General features: G+C 37.3%; 15 protein-coding genes. 1 reads left to right on the forward strand and 14 read right to left on the reverse strand.

The annotated features are described in order from the left end of the window. Nucleotides 1-13: 13 nt before the first annotated feature. From KE503_RS02885 to lgt, 10 genes are all read right to left on the reverse strand, one after another. Entirely contained in the window at nucleotides 14-784 is a 771-nt protein-coding gene (locus KE503_RS02885) for a cell division protein FtsQ/DivIB (RefSeq protein WP_212384431.1), read from the reverse strand. Between the two features lie 12 nt (nucleotides 785-796). Next, nucleotides 797-1,921, reverse strand: coding sequence for an FtsW/RodA/SpoVE family cell cycle protein (locus KE503_RS02890; RefSeq protein WP_212384432.1), 1,125 nt, complete (start codon nucleotides 1,919-1,921; stop codon nucleotides 797-799). A gap of 4 nt (nucleotides 1,922-1,925) precedes the next feature. Further along, nucleotides 1,926-3,290 (reverse strand): UDP-N-acetylmuramoyl-L-alanine--D-glutamate ligase, encoded by a 1,365-nt coding sequence (murD, locus tag KE503_RS02895; protein WP_022374912.1) that lies wholly within the window; start codon nucleotides 3,288-3,290, stop codon nucleotides 1,926-1,928. A 13-nt stretch (nucleotides 3,291-3,303) separates the two neighbouring features. Further along, nucleotides 3,304-4,275, reverse strand: a complete 972-nt coding sequence (gene mraY / locus KE503_RS02900; RefSeq protein WP_022374913.1) for a phospho-N-acetylmuramoyl-pentapeptide-transferase — start codon at nucleotides 4,273-4,275, stop codon at nucleotides 3,304-3,306. Between the two features lie 28 nt (nucleotides 4,276-4,303). Next, nucleotides 4,304-6,040 carry a peptidoglycan D,D-transpeptidase FtsI family protein gene (locus KE503_RS02905; RefSeq protein WP_212384433.1) on the reverse strand — a complete coding sequence of 579 codons (1,737 nt, stop codon included), beginning with the start codon at nucleotides 6,038-6,040 and terminating at the stop codon, nucleotides 4,304-4,306. Between the two features lie 53 nt (nucleotides 6,041-6,093). Continuing rightward, complete coding sequence (locus KE503_RS02910; RefSeq protein ID WP_212384434.1) at nucleotides 6,094-7,920, reverse strand: peptidoglycan D,D-transpeptidase FtsI family protein; 1,827 nt, start codon at nucleotides 7,918-7,920, stop codon at nucleotides 6,094-6,096. A gap of 3 nt (nucleotides 7,921-7,923) precedes the next feature. Continuing rightward, nucleotides 7,924-8,409 (reverse strand): hypothetical protein, encoded by a 486-nt coding sequence (locus tag KE503_RS02915; RefSeq protein WP_117944727.1) that lies wholly within the window; start codon nucleotides 8,407-8,409, stop codon nucleotides 7,924-7,926. A 15-nt stretch (nucleotides 8,410-8,424) separates the two neighbouring features. Beyond that, on the reverse strand, nucleotides 8,425-9,360 hold the full coding sequence (gene rsmH, locus KE503_RS02920) for a 16S rRNA (cytosine(1402)-N(4))-methyltransferase RsmH (RefSeq protein WP_022374917.1): 936 nt from the start codon (nucleotides 9,358-9,360) through the stop codon (nucleotides 8,425-8,427). A 12-nt stretch (nucleotides 9,361-9,372) separates the two neighbouring features. Continuing rightward, nucleotides 9,373-9,810 (reverse strand): division/cell wall cluster transcriptional repressor MraZ, encoded by a 438-nt coding sequence (gene mraZ / locus KE503_RS02925; protein ID WP_253029866.1) that lies wholly within the window; start codon nucleotides 9,808-9,810, stop codon nucleotides 9,373-9,375. A 202-nt stretch (nucleotides 9,811-10,012) separates the two neighbouring features. Continuing rightward, nucleotides 10,013-10,909: a prolipoprotein diacylglyceryl transferase gene (gene lgt, locus KE503_RS02930; protein WP_022374919.1), complete on the reverse strand. Its 897-nt coding sequence runs from the start codon at nucleotides 10,907-10,909 to the stop codon at nucleotides 10,013-10,015. Nucleotides 10,910-11,108: 199 nt separating this feature from the next. Here lgt and ychF point away from each other — a divergent pair, with 199 nt between their 5' ends. Further along, nucleotides 11,109-12,200: a redox-regulated ATPase YchF gene (ychF, locus tag KE503_RS02935; protein WP_008392014.1), complete on the forward strand. Its 1,092-nt coding sequence runs from the start codon at nucleotides 11,109-11,111 to the stop codon at nucleotides 12,198-12,200. Between the two features lie 1,168 nt (nucleotides 12,201-13,368). Here the strand turns inward: ychF and pflA are convergent. From pflA to KE503_RS02960, 4 genes are all read right to left on the reverse strand, one after another. Then, nucleotides 13,369-14,121: a pyruvate formate-lyase-activating protein gene (gene pflA / locus KE503_RS02945; protein WP_212384436.1), complete on the reverse strand. Its 753-nt coding sequence runs from the start codon at nucleotides 14,119-14,121 to the stop codon at nucleotides 13,369-13,371. Nucleotides 14,122-14,143: 22 nt separating this feature from the next. Further along, nucleotides 14,144-16,396 (reverse strand): formate C-acetyltransferase, encoded by a 2,253-nt coding sequence (gene pflB / locus KE503_RS02950; protein WP_212384437.1) that lies wholly within the window; start codon nucleotides 16,394-16,396, stop codon nucleotides 14,144-14,146. A gap of 297 nt (nucleotides 16,397-16,693) precedes the next feature. Further along, nucleotides 16,694-17,872: a phosphoribosylaminoimidazolecarboxamide formyltransferase gene (locus tag KE503_RS02955; protein WP_212384438.1), complete on the reverse strand. Its 1,179-nt coding sequence runs from the start codon at nucleotides 17,870-17,872 to the stop codon at nucleotides 16,694-16,696. Between the two features lie 32 nt (nucleotides 17,873-17,904). Further along, entirely contained in the window at nucleotides 17,905-18,618 is a 714-nt protein-coding gene (locus KE503_RS02960) for an IMP cyclohydrolase (RefSeq protein ID WP_055196710.1), read from the reverse strand. Nucleotides 18,619-18,815: the final 197 nt, after the last annotated feature.

Consider the following 18,815-nt stretch of genomic DNA (forward strand, 5'->3'; position numbering starts at 1 on the left):
TTACTAAGTTTTTTCAACTATTTTTTGGTTGAAAAATAGCAATTTTGCGGTCCTCACTAAAGTATCTCATGTCAATAGTTCCACTTTTCCCTTTTACTTTTTTCAGCATTCCTTTAAGCTCTGGTATTTTGATATCAATATCATTTTTGTCATAAAGATCTACTGTAATATCACCACTGATCAGCAACGCATTTCCATCATCTTTGATATGAATCTGATCAATCGGCAAATGATATTTGCTGATCGCTGTTGTTAATTCCAGCAGATATGAAAAAACTTTTTCATCCTTTACATCAATTTTTTTCTGCATCTGTAACTCATTATATTTTAGTCCTGTCACAAGCGGAACATTGTCATATTTTTTTTCATGACTTTCCAATGCATATCCATTTTTATCAAAATAGACATACTTTCCGTTATACTGAAGGCAACCCGCTCTCTTCTTTTCTTTGATGTGGATCGTAATTGAATCCGGAGCATTAATGCTCACATAAATCGTATCCACAAACGGTAGAATCTTCGGTGTCGCAAATTTACATTTTAAATAATATCCAACTGAATTATTAATATATCCATTTTCTGCGATCGCTTTTCTTACTTCCGCTTGTGTATAATAACTCAATCCATCAATCTTTATTTTCTTTGTCTTACAGGTTCCTGCAATGACCAAAATTGAAAGTGCAATGCAAACAATGAAACCGAGTAAGATTTTCTTAAATGAAATTTTATGTACCTTATTTTTATTTTTATGTTCATCCATTCGAATGACATTGTTATCTTCCATAGCACCTCATCCTTATCCTAAATGAATTCGTCTAGATACTGATAATACAATTCCCATCTCAATCATTGTTGAAAAGATTGATGATCCTCCATAACTAATGAATGGAAGCGGAATTCCTGTTGGCGGAATCGTATTGGTTACTACTGCAATATTTACAAACACCTGCATTGCAATATGCGTTATAACTCCAATTACCAGCAAAGATCCTAATAATTCATCTGCATTCATTGCGATCAACAACATTCTCCAAATCAACGCTGCAAAAACGAGAATCAAACAAACTGCTCCAAACAATCCTAATTCTTCACAAATGATAGAAAATATCATATCATTATGTGATTCAGGAATAAATCCCATCTTCTGCATGCTTTGTCCCAGTCCTTTCCCAAAAATTCCTCCTGAACCAATCGCATACAATGCCTGCATCGTCTGAAATCCTTTCTTATGAGTCTCTGGATGCAGCCAAATCTGAAATCTCTCGTTTCGATAACTATTAGCAGTCATAAGATAAACGACTATCCCTGCCATAAACGTAACCGCAGTTATGATTAATTCTTTCGTCCTTTGGCTTACCACAAAAGTCATGATTCCAACCATAGCACATATAACAAGTCCTGTACTTAAATTCTGATTTGTGACTAATCCAATGACCGGTATCGTTGGAACTAAAATCTTTGCATGATCACCAAGCGTTTTCAATTTATGTTGTGATGCATTGATCGCTAATTCATTCGCCATATAAATGATAAGCAAAAACTTGCAAAATTCTGATGGCTGTATCTGGAATCCTGCAATGCTGATCCATCGTACAGACCCTTTTTTTGCTGCCCCTACCAATAATACCGCGATCATAGAAAAAGTAGCTATTCCAAGACAAAGAAATGCTGGTTTATGTCCTTTTATAATTCTATAATCTGCCCTGGAAATCAAAAATATAGCAATCGCACCTCCAAGCACAACAAGCCCTTGCTTCAATACCCATTTATACGAATTTCCATATGTCATCATACTTTTATATGAACTTGTGCTGTAAATCATGACCATACCAAAACATATCAGAAATATCACAAGAAACAACGTTGGATAATCAAAATATGTCTTGCCTGCCATATATTTTTTTTTGATGCGGTTTGACACTTTTCTAGTTCTCCTTTAATTTTCTGACACAGTCTTTAAAGATATCTCCTCTGACTTCATAGTTCGGGAACATTCCCCAGCTTGCACATGCTGGTGATAATAATACAGCATCTCCATCCTGTGCTTTTTCTGCAATATAAGAAACTGCATCTTCCATAGAATCTACAAATTTAATCTTATCAAATCCATGTGCTTTTGCACATTCCGCAATCTTTGGTGCTGTCACACCCATTAAGATCAGCTCTTTTACCTTACCATCAAACGCTTCGATCCATTCATCATATGTGGATTTTTTATCATATCCTCCACCGATCAACCATGTTGGGCGATTCATTGCTTTAATTCCTTTGATCGCAGCATCAGGGTTCGTTCCTTTAGAATCATTATAGTATGCAACACCATTTACTGTATCTACATATTCGATACGATGTTCTACACCTTTAAATCTCTTAATTCCTTCTTTGATATAAGAAACAGGAACTCCCATAGAATATGAAACTGCAATCGCTGCTAAAATATTCTCATAATTATGATCACCTAAAAGATTTACATCATCTAATGTACAGACAACCTGTCTATCACTTCCTTCTTCGATCACAAAAGCATCATCTTCCATAAATACTCCTTCTTTTATCTTATGATGAAGGCTGAAAAATAGAACTTTGCCATTTGCTCTTGTCGCCATATCTCTTGTTGTATCATCTTCGTAATTTAATACCATAATTTGATCTTTTGTCTGATTCTTCCCAATAGATTCTTTTGTCTTTGCATAAACCTCTACTGTTCCATGACGATCTAAATGATCTGGTGTGATGTTTAATACTGCACATACATCTGGCTTAAAATCAACAATCGTTTCTAACTGGAAACTGCTGATCTCTGCAGTTATAACACTATTTTCTTGTGTATCTAGTGCTACACTTGTATATGGAATTCCAATATTTCCCACAACGAAGCTACTCTCATAGTATCCTTTCATGATCTCTCCTGTAAGAGCTGTTGTTGTTGTCTTTCCGTTTGTTCCTGTGATTGCTGCGATCTTTCCTTTTGATGCCTGATATGCTAACTCAATCTCGCTCCAAACTGGTTTCTCCTGATCATAAAACATCTGAGCGATCGGTGCATTTACTGAAATTCCAGGACTTAACACTAAAAGATCATATTTTTCTATATCTTCTTTTGTGATATTTCCAAGAACTAATGAAATTTCTTTCTTTTCATATAGTTTTTCAAATAAAGCTTCCTTATCAAGTTCTTCATTTCCATCATAAAGACTCACATCTGCACCTGTCTTTAAAAGGAGGTTTACAGAACCTATTCCACTTTTTCCTGCTCCTGCTACCAAAAATTTCTTACTTGTATCTATCATTTTTTTCTCCTTACTAAATCGCTACCAGTCCGATCAGGCAACAAACTGCCGTGGTGATCGCAAAGATTGCTACAACCTTCGTCTCTGGCCATCCTGACAATTCAAAATGATGATGGATCGGTGCCATTTTAAATAATCTTTTTCCTTTTGTAGCTTTAAAATATCCAACTTGCAGCATCACTGATAATACTTCAACCATATAGATCAACGCTACGATCGGGATAAACAGCGGCAAATGCAATATAAGTGCGGTTGCCGCTACAAATCCCCCAAGTGCAAGCGAGCCTGTGTCTCCCATAAACACTCTCGCTGGATATACATTAAATACTAAAAAACCAAGCAATGAGCCAACGGTCGCGCATGAGATCGGCCAGATTCCGGCCGACATGCCATCCTGCTGCATTCCAAGAGCTGCTACCGTAAAGTATGTTGCGATCAACACCGTAACACTTGATGCAAGCCCATCTAGTCCATCTGTAAAGTTAGCACCATTGACTGTGCCTAACAAAATAATAAAGACCGCTGGTACAAAAAATGCTCCAAGGTTTAAATATTTTCCATGTGTAAAAGGGATCAGCATCGAAGTTCCAATCTCTGTATAATTGATCAGATAATATGCAAAAATTCCTGTGACTATGATCTGTCCAAGCATCTTCTGCCATGCATGAAGTCCCAGATTTCTTTTCATAACTACCTTGATATAATCGTCAATAAAACCGATAAATCCAAATCCCAATGTTACAAACAATACTGGAATGATCATAGGATATCTTCTTACATAAAATAACGATGCAATTACTATCCCTAGTAAAATGATCAGTCCTCCCATTGTTGGAGTTCCTGATTTCTTCAGGTGTGATTCGGGTCCTTCTCCCCGGATAAACTGACCGAATTTTAATTTGTGTAAATACCTGATCATCATCGGACTTAATAATACGCTGACAAAAAAGGCAATTAAAACCGGCTTTACAATACCATAATTCATGTCGCCACCTCATTTGTTTTCATCCTGTCTACGGTTCTTTTTTATCTGGCGTATATTCCTTATAAATTCCCATATATGGAAGTGCAACCTTAAACACACTTTTCATCACGGGTGCTGCGATCGTTCCTCCATAATATGTTCCATAAGGTTCATCGATCAGTACAATACCGATGATCGTAGGGTTCTTTGCTTTCGCAAATCCTAAAAACGAAGAAATATACTTTCCATTTCCTCGCGGAAGTTTCTCACTTGTCGCTGTCTTTCCTCCAATTGAAAATCCTTCAATCTTGCAGTTTTTACCAGATCCATCTGAGACAACTGCTTCTAAAAGCTCTTTCATCGTCTCAGAGGTTTCTTTCTTAATAACATGTTTCTTTGTCTTATAAGTAAAAAACTTCTGTTTTGTTCCATCTTGTGTCTGAAGATATACTCCAAAATGTGGAGTGACAAGTTTGCCTCCATTGATCACTGCACTGACTGCTCTTAAAAGTTGTAATGGCGTGATCTGGATTGACTGCCCAAATGACATTGTGGCAAGTTCTACCGCCCCGACATTTTTCTTCTGATGCATGATCGAGGATGCTTCCCCGGCAAGATCAATTCCTGTTTTTTCAAATAAACCAAGCTTCTTGAAAGTCTGATACATTCCATCAACACCAACCCTCGCTCCAACATCCATAAATACTGGATTGCAAGAATTCATAACACCTTCTTTGAAAGTCTCACTTCCATGTCCTCCGACTTTATGACATCGTATCTTACGATCCTCGACAATGCGGAAACCTGGACAGTTAAAATGATCATTTACCTGTACTTTGGAAAGTTCAAGTCCTGCTGTTGCCGTTATGATCTTAAATACAGAGCCTGGCTCATAAGTATCATTTAAGCAGGAATTTCTCCATTTCTTATTCAGATACTCTTGTTGTTTTTTGCTATTCTTTGCTCTCTTTTGAGCTGACAGTGAAAATGGTTTATTCAGATTATACTCTGGTTCATTTACCATTGCATAAATCTCCCCATTCTGAGGATTCATAAGGATCATAGATACCTGTTTCGCCTTCTTCTCTTTTTTTACCTTCCTGCATGCCTGTACTGCATAATTCTGCAGATTGACATCCAAAGATGTATAAAGATCATTTCCCGAAACCGGCTCTTCCCTTTCCTCATATGCACCATCAATCTCCACACCTTTGCCATCGGTGAGTGTCCGGATCCTTCCAGTTTTTCCTTTCAAATACTTGTCATAAAAAACTTCTAATCCCAGAATTCCCTGATTATCTCCACCTGTAAATCCAAGGACTTTCGATGCTAGTTTGTCATATGGATAAACTCTTTTGTAATCTTCATCCACTTTAATCCCCTCAAGTTTATATCTCCTGATGCGATCAGCGATGCTTTTTTCTACATTACTTTTAATTTTTTCCCTTACTGAATTTTTATATACTTTTTTTCTGATCAAAGATTCATCGATCAGAAGATTCTCAGATAATATTTTAATTACTTTTTCCCTGTCTGTTATCTGAGAATAAATCACAGAGATCGAGTAGACTGCCTTATTTGAAGCAATATTTACACCATTCCTGTCGTAAATATTGCCTCTTGGTGCCTTGATCTCCCGGTCTCTTTGGTGCAGGTTTTTGGCTAAGCTTAAATATTTATCCGCTTGAGCGATCATTACATAAGAAAGCCTTATCGTTACAACCAAAAACCCTGTGAAAACCATGCTCACAACAAGCAAAAGTCTTTTCTTTGCTTTCGTTCTCATCTCCATAATCCTCACTTTATTATTAATAAGGTTATGAAGAAAATTTTTCTATATTACTTTTTGTTGCTTTTTGGAACATTTAGTTCTTTTAATGAACCCTTTAATACGTTCTTAGCAACCTCCACTGCAAGTCCTGTATTTGTCTGAGATTCTTTTTGAATCTCATCGATCACAACATATACAAGTACCTGTGGATTCTCAACTGGTGCAAATCCACAAAATGATACAATGTATGTTCCTGCACTTCTTGGTATCTTCTGTGCCGTACCAGTCTTTCCTCCTGCCGAATAATCTTTCATCTTCGCTTTTGTTCCAGTTCCTGATTCTACGGTTTCTTTCATGTATTTTTTTAATTTATCTGAAGTTTCCTTAGAAATAGTCTGTTTTACCATTGTAGGTTCTATATTACTTACAACTTCTCCAGAACTGCTTCTTAACTGTTTCACAACATGTGGTTTGTAGTAATATCCACCATTGATCGATGAGCTGAAAGCACTGGCCATCTGAATCATAGAACAGTTAAATGACTGTCCAAAAGAACTTGTTGCAAGGTCTGCTGCTGTCATATCTTTCGCATCATGAAGCAGTGATGCTGTCTGTGCTTCTCCTGGAAGATCGATTCCTGTTTTCTTTCCAAAATTAAAATTTCTCTGATATTTTGCAAATACATTCTTTCCTTCTTTCTCTGCAATCTGCATCAGAGCATCATTACAGGAAAGTGAAATACTTTGTGACAATGTGATCAGCCCATGTCCGTTTCTGTGAGAACAATGGATCGTATGTGGACCTACTTTCTGATAGCCGTCACAGTAAAATGTTTCATTTCCTTTTAAGATTCCTTCTTCCAATCCTGCTGCCACAGTAAATGGCTTATAAGTGGATCCTGGTTCAAACGCATTGGAAACAATTGGATTCTTCCAAATCTCATTGAAAGCTTTTGTCTTTTGTTTCTCACTCATATTATTAATCTGGCTCTGTGAGTATTTCTTCAGCAGATTTTTGTCATCTCTTGGGCTTTCCAGATTATAAGACGTAGAATTAGCCATAGCATAAATCTCTCCGTTATTTGGATTCATAACAAGAATACTGCTTCCTTTACTGCCATATTTTTTTTCAAATTTAGCGAGCTCTTTTTCTGCCAGCTTCTGAATATTAGAATCAAGTGTTGATACTACTGTCTGTCCATTTTCTGGTTCTACAATTGAATTATCCTGTTCCAGTTCCTCATTAAGATATTTGTATTTTCTTCCATTCACTCCGGAGAGTGTACTGTTATAATACTGCTCAATACCTCCTGTTCCGATCGTTCCATCAGAAACAAATCCGATCACCTGACTTGCCAATGACTGGTTTGGATAACGGCGTTTGTATTTCTCACTAAATACAATTCCTGAGACATTATCTGCCTTATCAGAAGCAATAAAATCCTTAAGATCAGCAATATCACTATAGGCAAGTTCATCTTTATACACAGAATAATATGAATTCTTATGTTTTTTTATAAATTTTAATAATTCATCTTTATCGATCTTCATATATTTATGAAGTGCATTGATCGTTTCTTTCTGTATCTTATCAGATCTTAGAATATTTTTTGGCTCTAAGATCAATGTATACATTTTCTGACTTGTTGCCAATATATTTCCATCACGATCCAGAATATCCCCCCTCTTATAAGGAAGTGTTTCACTGGAATAATTCTGCTGTGACAAAACCTGTCTCTTATAAATATTATTCTTAAAAACACTGAAATAGACAAGTCTTCCGATCAAAATAACAAAAAGAAGTGCTATGAAAGCACACGCAAAGATCGTACGTTTTTTCATAGCATTGTTTAATCGTCTGATTGGTTTTCTTCTTCTCTTCTTCAAGTCAACCACCTCTTAGTCTGCATTTGGTATCTTTCCATACTGCCGTATATATTCAGCATCCTGACTCTCATAACGGAGAATATGGCTTGCATCTGGTTTGCTCATTCCATATTTCTTTGCAGCTGTCTCAATCGTATCAAATTTGATACTCTGTTCGATTTCTAAATTCATATCCTCATTCTCTACTTGTAATGTATTAAGCTGTGTCTTTGAATCAGAAAGAACTGATTTCTGCTTCATAAACTGTGCACGCTCTGACAGATAAAAAAAACTCATTGCTGCGATCACACAGATTCCTGCAACCAATACCTTGATAAATGCAAGATCAATAGATTGCACTCTTTTCTGATTCTGTTTGGTCTGCGGTGTTGTCTGTACTTTTCTTCTTGGTCTTTGTTTTCTCTCTGGTTGTGTGCTTGCCGGCTGTGTGCTGGCTTCAATCTTCCTCGCTGTATTGCCATATATCATATTATAACGTTCTTGTCTTGTCTTATCCATTGATCTTCTCCCTCTTTATGCCCTTTCAAATACTCGAAGTTTGGAACTTTTTGCTCTTTTGTTGTATTCTAGTTCTTCTTCCCCTGGAATGATGGGTTTTCTTGTTAACTGCTTTCCTTTGGATACGTTGCCGCATACACATACTGGGAAGTTTGGCGGGCATGTACAAGGATTCTCATTCTTCTTAAAAGCTCTCTTGACAATACGATCTTCTAGAGAATGGAAAGTAATGATACATAATCTTCCACCTGGGTTTAAAAGATCGATCATCGCATCAATACTGTCTTTCAGTACGTCTAATTCTCTATTACATTCGATACGGATCGCCTGAAAAGTCTTCTTCGCAGGATGTCCTCCAACCGCTCTGACCTTCATCGGGATCGCACCTTTGATGACTTCTATTAACTGTCCGGTTGTCTCGATCGGACTTTCTTTTCTCTTATTGACAATATGTTTTGCAATATTCTTTGCAAATTTCTCCTCACCATAATCTCTGATAATATGGAACAGTTCCATCTCTGAATAATCATTAACAATGTCTCTGGCTGTCAGCGACTGTCTCTGATCCATTCTCATATCAAGCGGAACGTCTTCTCTATAAGTAAATCCACGTTCCTTCTCATCTAGTTGAAATGATGAAACTCCAAGATCTAACAGGATTCCATCAACATGTTCAATTCCAAGATCATGTAATACTTTTGGCATGTTAACATAATTATCACGCACAATCGTTACCTTATCTTTGAATGGGGCTAATCTCTTTGTACTTGCAGCAATCGCATCCGCATCCTGATCGATCCCTATGTATCTTCCTTTCTCTGATAGTTTCTGGCATACATGATATGCATGTCCGCCTCCTCCCAGAGTTCCATCCACATAGATTCCGTCTGGTTTAATATGTAGTTCTTCAATCGTTTCGTCTAATAAAACGGAAATGTGTTTAAATTCCATAATCCACCTAACTTATATGCTTAATCCTAATTCCTGCATGCTGGCTGCGATCTCATCCATATCTTCTTCATCGTAAGAATTGTTCTCGATCCACTTCTCCTTACTCCAGATCTCGATCCGGTCAGCCATTCCTGTTAATACAACTTCTTTCTTCATCTGAGCAAATTCTCTGAGTGTTGCCGGGATCAATGTTCTTCCCTGCTTGTCCATCTCACACGGAGCTGCTCCCGCCATAAAAAATCTAGAAAATCTTCTGGCATCTTTATTGATCAGTGGCAATGTCTTTAACTTTCCTTGAAAGCTTTCCCATTCATTTTGTGGAAACACAAACAGGCACCCATCCAATCCCTTTGTCATCACAAATTCCTGACCTAACTCTTCGCGGAATCGTGAAGGGATGATCAGCCTGCCTTTTGCATCGATTGTGTGATTAAATTCTCCCATAAACACAGGTATCACCACTTTCCACCACTTCTAACCACCTATAAACATTATTTTATACGATACCTCTATAAATTGCAAGGAATAATGCACAATCAAATCTTAGTTTTTTCTTAGAAATTCATGTTTTTTTGCACAAAAAAGAAGGGACTTCCTGAAAGTGCATAAAATTCCCTTCTTTTCGTGCTTAGATGTGTGATTTTTGTGTGATTTATCTGTGATTTTTCCGTGATTTTCTACGGTTATATATGATCCAGCCAATTCCAAAAACTGCAAGGATCAGTGCTAACATCTGGGACACCCTGATTCCTGTCGATCCGATCATTAGGGAATCCATTCGTAGTCCCTCGATCAGGAATCTTCCAATTCCATATCCAATACAGTAAATTGCGATCAGCTCTCCATCAAATTTCTTTCTCTTTGTAAAAAAGAATATGATTAAAAGCAGTAATGCAAGATTCCACATAGATTCATACAAAAAGGTTGGATGTACCTGGATAAAAGTTGCTGCTTCATTTCCAGATACTACATAGGTTGCTTTATCATATAATCCATTGGATATAATTTCATCAATTCTTCCATGTTCCACAAAAAAGTTCGTTGGAATCTGCATTGCAAACAGGCTATTTGTATAAGATCCAAATGCTTCCCTGTTAAAAAAGTTTCCCCATCGTCCAAGAATCTGCCCAACAAGCAGTCCTTTTACTGCGACATCTCCAAATTGAAGAATTGATATATGTTTCTTCTTGCAGAATATATATAATGTAATCGCTCCTGCGATCACTCCTCCATAAATTGCGAGTCCTCCATTTCGAATCTGTATGATCTCAGATAAATGATTCTTATAATAATCCCATGAAAAAATCACATAATAAAGTCTTGCTCCAACAATTGCTGGAATGATCATAGCGATCAGATAGTCGAAAACTAATTCTGGATTGAATTTATTTTCATGTTTTGCTGCGTAATAGGAAACGATCAATCCAAGTAAAAAGCCCGTTGCAATGATCATTCCGTAATATTTAATTTCAAAGCCACCGATATTAATTCCATCACCGACATTTTTCAGTACAATTCCCAGATGTGGAAATCTGATTTGATGTTCCATCGCTTTCTCTTCCTTTCTATCATCTTAATAAGTCTCTACCTCATTTTGCTGCATACATTTGTTGTCTAAATCAAAGATATCTTATCCCATTTCTCTTTTCTTTTCAAGTCTCTTATGGTAAACTATTCACAGTATGGCCTTGGATATTTTCTTCCGGGTCTGTTTTAAAGAATACCCATGAGAAAGGAATTAATAGATTATGAAATTAGGAATCGTAGGATTACCAAACGTCGGAAAGAGTACATTATTTAACTCTTTAACAAAAGCTGGTGCTGAATCCGCAAACTATCCATTCTGTACGATTGACCCGAACGTGGGAATCGTAACAGTTCCAGATGCTCGTGTTGATTATCTGGCTGAGAAATACCATTCAAAGAAAGTGATCCCTGCAGCGATCGAATTCGTTGATATCGCAGGTCTTGTAAAAGGTGCTTCCAAAGGTGAAGGTCTTGGAAATCAGTTCCTTGCAAACATCCGTGAAGTTGATGCAATCGTTCATGTTGTTCGTTGTTTTGATGACGGAAATATCGTTCACGTTGATGGTTCTGTAAACCCACTTCGTGATATCGAAACGATCAACTTTGAGCTGATCTTCTCTGATATTGAAGTATTAGACCGCCGTATCGCAAAATCAACAAAAGGATCAAGAAACGACAAATCTCTTGCTCACGAAGTTGAATTCTTATCTAAAGTAAAAGCTCATCTTGAGGATGGTAAACTTGCCAAAACTTTTGAGGTAGATGATGAAGAAGATCAGGAAATCTTAAATTCCTGCAACCTTTTAACGATCAAACCTGTCATCTTTGCTGCTAATGTTAATGAAGATGAACTTGCAGGAGAAGATAATGATTATGTAAAAGCTGTTCGTGAATATGCCGCAGACGTTGATGCGAAAGTATTCGTTGTATGTGCTCAGATCGAGCAGGAAATCTCTGAATTAGATGATGATGAGAAGAAAGAATTCTTAGAAGATCTTGGATTAGAAGAATCTGGTCTTGAAAAACTGATCTCTGCCAGCTACTCACTTCTTGGATTAATTAGTTTCTTAACTTCTGGAGAAGACGAAACTCGTGCCTGGACGATCAAAGAAGGAACAAAAGCTCCTCAGGCTGCTGGTAAGATCCATACAGACTTTGAGCGTGGATTTATCTGTGCTGAGGTTGTTTCTTTTGAAGATCTGAAAGAATATGGTACGATGCAGGCTTGTAAGGAGAAAGGGCTTGTGCGTCAGGAAGGGAAAGAGTATGTTGTTAAGGATGGGGATATTATTGTATTCCGCTTTAATGTTTAATTTATAGTTTCTTTACCATAGACTTTGAGTATATAAGATATCATAACAATCAAATAGTTCCCGTCCACAACACGCGTTTTATTCATCATTTTTGACCGATCGCTGATTCGCCGACATTCCTTGTATAACTCGCTTATGGAAGTCCAAAATGACTTCCATATTGCTCAGACAATACACCATGTCGGCTGCGAATCGGTCAAAAATAATGATAAAACGCTAATCGTTGTGGACGGGAACTATTTGATTGTTATGATATCTTACATACTTGAAGTTTATTGGAAAGAACTATTGAATAATAAAATGTGTTGGTTATATCACAACTGTTTCCCTAAAACTAATACTGTCCTCTTTAATGTATTATTTTATGAATCACATTTTTTACTATTTTAAATATAGCTGTATATAGTACCACTCCAATAACTACTGTGATAAGTTATATAATTAGATCTAGTATTAACATTTCTTTTCCCTCTATTTCGCTTCTTCTGCTTCCCAGATAATGATGTTTCCTTCATCTTTACCGGAGTGTTCTTTTTTTAGTTCTCTGACCTGTTGTTTTGTCACTTTTCCTTTGGCTTTGTCTTTGATCGTTACGCCTTGGTATTTGTTTGTTGTGACTGTGTCTTCTTTCTGCTTGGCGGAGTTGGTTTTGTTTTGTCCGTAAGTTGTGCCTGCGCTGTATAGTGCAGCTGTTAGGCATACCCCTGCAAGTAGTATTGATAATTTCTTTTGTCAATACTACCGTTTCACCTTTTGCAACACTAAGTACGAATTTATCCCCAGATTTTGGACTATATTCTTTTCCATATTTTTGAGCACTTCCATTTTTCACATATGTAGTAATTCCTCTTGTTTGCATTGAATCATCAAGAATTCTTTCAATATCATTCTCATTATTTTTTTCCAGCTACATCTTTACTAATATCAAGTTTTGGTGATTTTTCATCTATATTTGTCTGCCCAAAAACTGATAATCCACTTGTAACCTTCGCATATCCATTTTTATTGACTCATACATATTCAACACGCTTAAAAAGCCAAATAAAAAATCCGACCCAAGGAAGTCTGGTCAGATTTTCTAGCTTTGTTATGTTTTGTTTTTGTTTTATGTTGGTTAGTCTTAACTAACTGTTATTATAATATCCTATCTTGGATGATTTGTCTACCTTTATTTTTGAGAAGTTTTCTCGATACCAAGAATCTTTTCTGCCTTTGCTACGGCTTCTTCACTTGGTGGCTGTACCCCTTCTAACGGATACTTAATTCCTAATTTTTCCCATTTAAAGAGTCCAAGTGTATGGTATGGCAAGATTTCTACTCTCTTGACTGTCTTTAGTCCATCGATGAAGTGTTTTAAGTCTGCTAGTCCTTCTTCATCGTCTGTTAGGTCTGGGACAAGCACATGACGGATCCACAGATCTACTCCTAGGTCTGAGACTTCCTGTGCCATTGCTAAAATATTGCTGTTTGGACAGCCTGTCAATTTCTTGTGTTTTTTCTCGTCCATTTCTTTTAAGTCTAAGATGACAAGGTCGGTGTATTTCATTAATTCTAACCATTTTGTATGGAATAGTTCTTCTTTTGTATATGGATTGGCAGAGGTATCCACGGCTGTGTGAATTCCTTCTTGTTTTGCCAGTTTAAAAAATTCAATTAAAAAGTCGATCTGTAAGAGGGGTTCTCCACCACTAACTGTGATCCCTCCATCTTTTCCCCAGTACATGCGGTAACGCAAAGCCCTCTTTAAGAGGGCTTCAGGCTGCCAGTCTTCACCGCAGTTTTCCTGCCAGGTCTCCGGATTATGGCAATATTTGCATCTCATCCGGCAGCCCTGCATGAAAGCGATAAACCGCACACCGGGACCATCCACAAGACCAAAAGTCTCGATGGAATGGATTTTTCCGGTTATTTTTTCATTCATAATTCTTTTCCACTAATTCAAATTACATTGTTTTATGACATGTTCTGGAAATAACGTCCATCTGCTGTTCTCTTGTTAAGTCGATGAATTTCACTGCATATCCAGATACACGGATCGTGAAGTTTGCATATTCTTCTTTTTCAGGATGTTCCATCGCATCGATCAGTTTCTCTTTACCGAATACGTTTACATTTAAGTGATGCGCTCCCTGATCAAAGTATCCATCCATGACATTTACAAGGTTATTGATTCTTTCCCCATCTTCATGTCCTAAAGCATCTGGGTTGATCGTCTGTGTATTAGAAATACCATCTAATGCCCATTCGTATGGAATCTTAGCTACAGAGTTTAAGGATGCTAATAATCCGTTCTGCTCTGCACCATAACTTGGGTTCGCTCCTGGTGCTAATGGTTCTCCTGCTTTTCTACCATCTGGCATTGTTCCTGTTGCTTTTCCGTATACAACGTTAGATGTGATCGTCAGGATAGATGTTGTAGGCTCAGAGTTACGATATGTGTGATGTTTTTTGATCTTTGCTAAGAATGTTCTTAACAGCCATACTGCGATATCATCTGCTCTGTCATCATCGTTTCCGTATTTAGGGAACTCTCCGTCGATTTCGTAATCAACAACTAATCCATCTTCATCACGGATTGCTTTAACTTTTGCGTATTTGATGGCGCTTAAAGAATCAACTGCATGAGAGAATCCTGCGATTCCTGTTGCGAATGTTCTTTCAAGTTCTGTATCCATTAATGCTAATTCCGCTGCTTCATAGTAATATTTGTCATGCATATACTGGATTAAGTTTAATGTATTTACATAAAGGTCTACTAACCAATCCATCATAACGTCATATTTCTGCATAACTTCATCATAATCTAAGTATTCAGACATGATAGGTTTGTAGGCTGGTCCTACCTGCTGTTTTGTCTTGCAGTCTACACCACCATTGATCGCATATAATAAGCATTTTGCAAGGTTTGCTCTTGCTCCGAAGAACTGCATTTCTTTACCAGTCTTAGTCGCAGATACACAGCAGCAGATTGCATAGTCATCTCCCCATACTGGTTTCATGACATCATCATTTTCGTACTGGATAGAGCTTGTACGGATAGAAATATCAGCTGCATATTTCTTGAAATTCTCTGGAAGTGCAGAAGAATATAATACAGTGATGTTTGGCTCTGGTGATGGTCCCATGTTCTCTAATGTATGCAAGAAACGGAAGTCTGTCTTTGTAACCATAGAACGTCCATCTACACCGATACCAGCAAGATCAAGTGTTGCCCATACTGGGTCTCCTGAGAATAACTGGTTGTAAGAAGGAATTCTTGCGAATTTAACCATTCTGAATTTCATTGTTAAATGGTCGATCATTTCCTGTGCTTCTTCTTCTGTGATGATTCCTTTGTCAAGGTCACGCTGAATATAGATATCAAGGAATGTAGAAACACGTCCGATACTCATAGCAGCTCCATTCTGAGTTTTGATCGCTGCTAAATATCCAAAGTACATCCACTGAATTGCTTCTTTTGCAGTTTTAGCCGGTCTTGAAATGTCAAATCCATAAATCTGAGCCATTTCCTTCATGTCTTTTAATGCTTTTTTCTGTTCTGCTAATTCTTCACGAAGACGGATCACATCATCTGTCATAACACCGCATCCGCAGTTTGCAAAGTCATTTTCTTTTTCTTCTAATAAATAGTCAATTCCGTATAAAGCAACACGACGATAATCACCTACGATACGTCCACGTCCATAAGTATCTGGAAGTCCTGTGATGATCTTGTTATGTCTTGCTTTTTTCATTTCTGGTGTATAAGCATCAAAGACTGCCTGGTTATGAGTCTTACAATATTTTGTAAAGATCTCATGTAATCTTTCACTTGGTTCATAACCATAGTTACGACAAGATTCTTCTGCCATCTTGATACCACCATATGGCATAAATGCACGTTTTAATGGTTTGTCTGTCTGAAGACCAACGATCTGCTCTAAATCTTTTGTTTCTTCACTGATATAACCAGGTCCGTGAGAAGTTAAAGAAGAGACGATGTCTGTATCCATATCAAGAACTCCGCCTTTTTTTCGTTCTTCTTTCTGAAGTCCCTGTAAGATACCCCATAATTTATCTGTTGCTTCTGTAGGTCCTGCAAGGAAGCTTGCATCTCCATCATAAGGTGTGTAGTTTTCCTGGATGAAATCTCTTGTATTGATTTCTTCCTTCCACATTCTACCTTTAAAACCTTCCCATTCTTCAAACTGTTTCATTTTGAAAACTCCTCCATTTCTTGGATCAAAATAATTTCTATTACATTCATAAGTTAGTCTGATCTAACTACTTTTATTATAGCAAAATTTAGATTGAATACAATATATCTATCCGATAAATTTTCTCGTTAAATAAATAACAAGTCTTATTTTCGGTACTTTTTTCGTTCATGTATCCTATTTTTCTTTGGTAATCTGATTGAAATTTTCTTTGAGATATCATACTGGCAGCAGTCATGAAACCGTGGCTCCTGCCAGTATCTTGTTAATTGATATGTTTTTATGTCTTTTGAAATTCTAGTGATGGAATAATCTGATTCCTGTAAATGCCATTGCCATGTTGTATTTGTTACAGCAGTCAATAACGGCCTCATCTCTGACTGATCCACCTGGCTGTGCGATGTATTTTACTCCACTCTTATGTGCTCTCTCGATATTATCAAAGAATGGGAAAAATGCATCAGATCCTAAGGTAACATCTGTTAATTTGTCTAACCATGCTCTCTTCTCTTCTTTTGTGAACACTTCTGGTTTCTCAGTAAAGATATTTTCCCATGCTCCGTCTGCTAAGACATCCATGTATTCGTCTCCGATATAAAGATCGATCGCATTATCTCTGTCTGCACGGCGGATCTTTTCTTTAAATGGCAGATTCATAACTTTTGGACACTGTCTTAACCACCAGTTGTCTGCTTTCTGTCCAGCAAGTCTTGTACAATGTACACGAGACTGCTGTCCTGCTCCAATTCCAATTGCCTGTCCATCTTTTACAAAGCATACAGAATTAGACTGTGTATACTTTAATACGATCAGAGAAATCTTCATATCGATCAATGCTTCTTCAGGAATGTTTTTATTCTCTGTCACAATATTAGATAATAATTCATCATCAATTGGAAGTTCCTGTCTTCCCTGTTCAAATGTAACACCAAAGACCTGTTTATGCTCTAATGGTGCTGGTGTGTAGTTTTCATCAATCTTAATGATGTTATAGTTTCCATTTTTCTTTCCTTTTAAGATTTCCAATGCTTCGTCTGTATATCCTGGGGCGATCACTCCATCAGATACTTCTCTCTTGATCAGACGTGCTGTGTCTGCATCACATACATCAGATAAAGAAATGAAGTCTCCGAATGATGACATACGATCTGCACCTCTTGCTCTTGCATACGCGCATGCTAATGGAGATAAATCTCCCATATCGTCTACCCAGTAGATCTTCTTTAAGGTATCAGACATTGGACGTCCAACCGATGCTCCTGCAGGTGATACGTGTTTGAAAGAAGTTGCCGCAGGAAGTCCTGTCGCTTTCTTTAATTCTCTTACCAGCTGCCATCCGTTAAATGCATCCAAAAAGTTGATGTATCCTGGTTTTCCATTTAATACTTCGATTGGAAGCTCACTTCCGTCTGCCATATAGATTCTTGATGGTTTCTGGTTTGGATTACATCCGTACTTTAATTCTAATTCCTTCATTTTTCTTCTCCTTTGATCTGCTGATTGACTGATTATTTGTTCTTGTTTACGATTCTTGTCTCATATTCCCCTGTTGCAATATCAATATAACGTACAAATAGAGATACTTTGTTGTCTTCATTTAAGCTGTTCCAAAGTGTGTTTGTGAAGTCATCGATATCTTCTTCGATTCCAACAAATTTAGGTTCTCCCTCGAAGCTTGGAAGTGGATTTCCATCATGCATATATGTATGGATAAAACGTCCTTCTCCTGCGATCGGATTCTCATATGTATATGTGTATCGGTTACAGGATTCTGGATTTCCATTATCACTCTTTAAAATGGACATTGCATAGTGGAATGTTCCGTCTGCAATCTTCATAAGACCTGAGATTCTTGGTGTGTAGTTTGGTCCGTCTGGTTCAAACTCACGGCTTCTTAAAGACTGCTCAAAAGTAAGTCCTTTTTCTCTTCCTTCATAAACAGTGTCTGTCTGATCTCCATTCGTAACGATCGTTTCATCCCCAAGAACACGGACAGGTGCATAGATGATAAGGCTTGGATCTTCTAACTTCGCTGGATCAAATGCCTGTGTGCGGATTCCTTCTCCATCTTCTACAAAAACACGGTTACGACTGTTCTCACTGCGTCCCATGATAAAGTATGCAGTCACCGCTTTCTTTCCATCTTTGGATCTTCCAATAACGATTCCTCGTCCTGGGTAAGCATTTTCCTTTAATTCCTGAGCAAGAGCTAACTTCTTCATTGGTCTTAAATCTCCTTCTTTTGAAAATCTTGTTTTTTTATTTCTTCTATTGTATATAAAAAATGGATTGAATACAAGAAAAATCTCATAATTACAAAAGAAAGGACAGGTTTACCGAAATTTTAATTAAGCCTGTCCTTTATTTCTATCACTTTTTACATGAACTTTCTTTTTCTACCTTATGATTTATTATAGCC

The sequence above is a fragment of the Anaerostipes sp. Marseille-Q3525 genome (assembly GCF_018223505.1).
GTDB classification, from domain to species: Bacteria; Bacillota; Clostridia; order Lachnospirales; family Lachnospiraceae; genus Anaerostipes; species Anaerostipes amylophilus.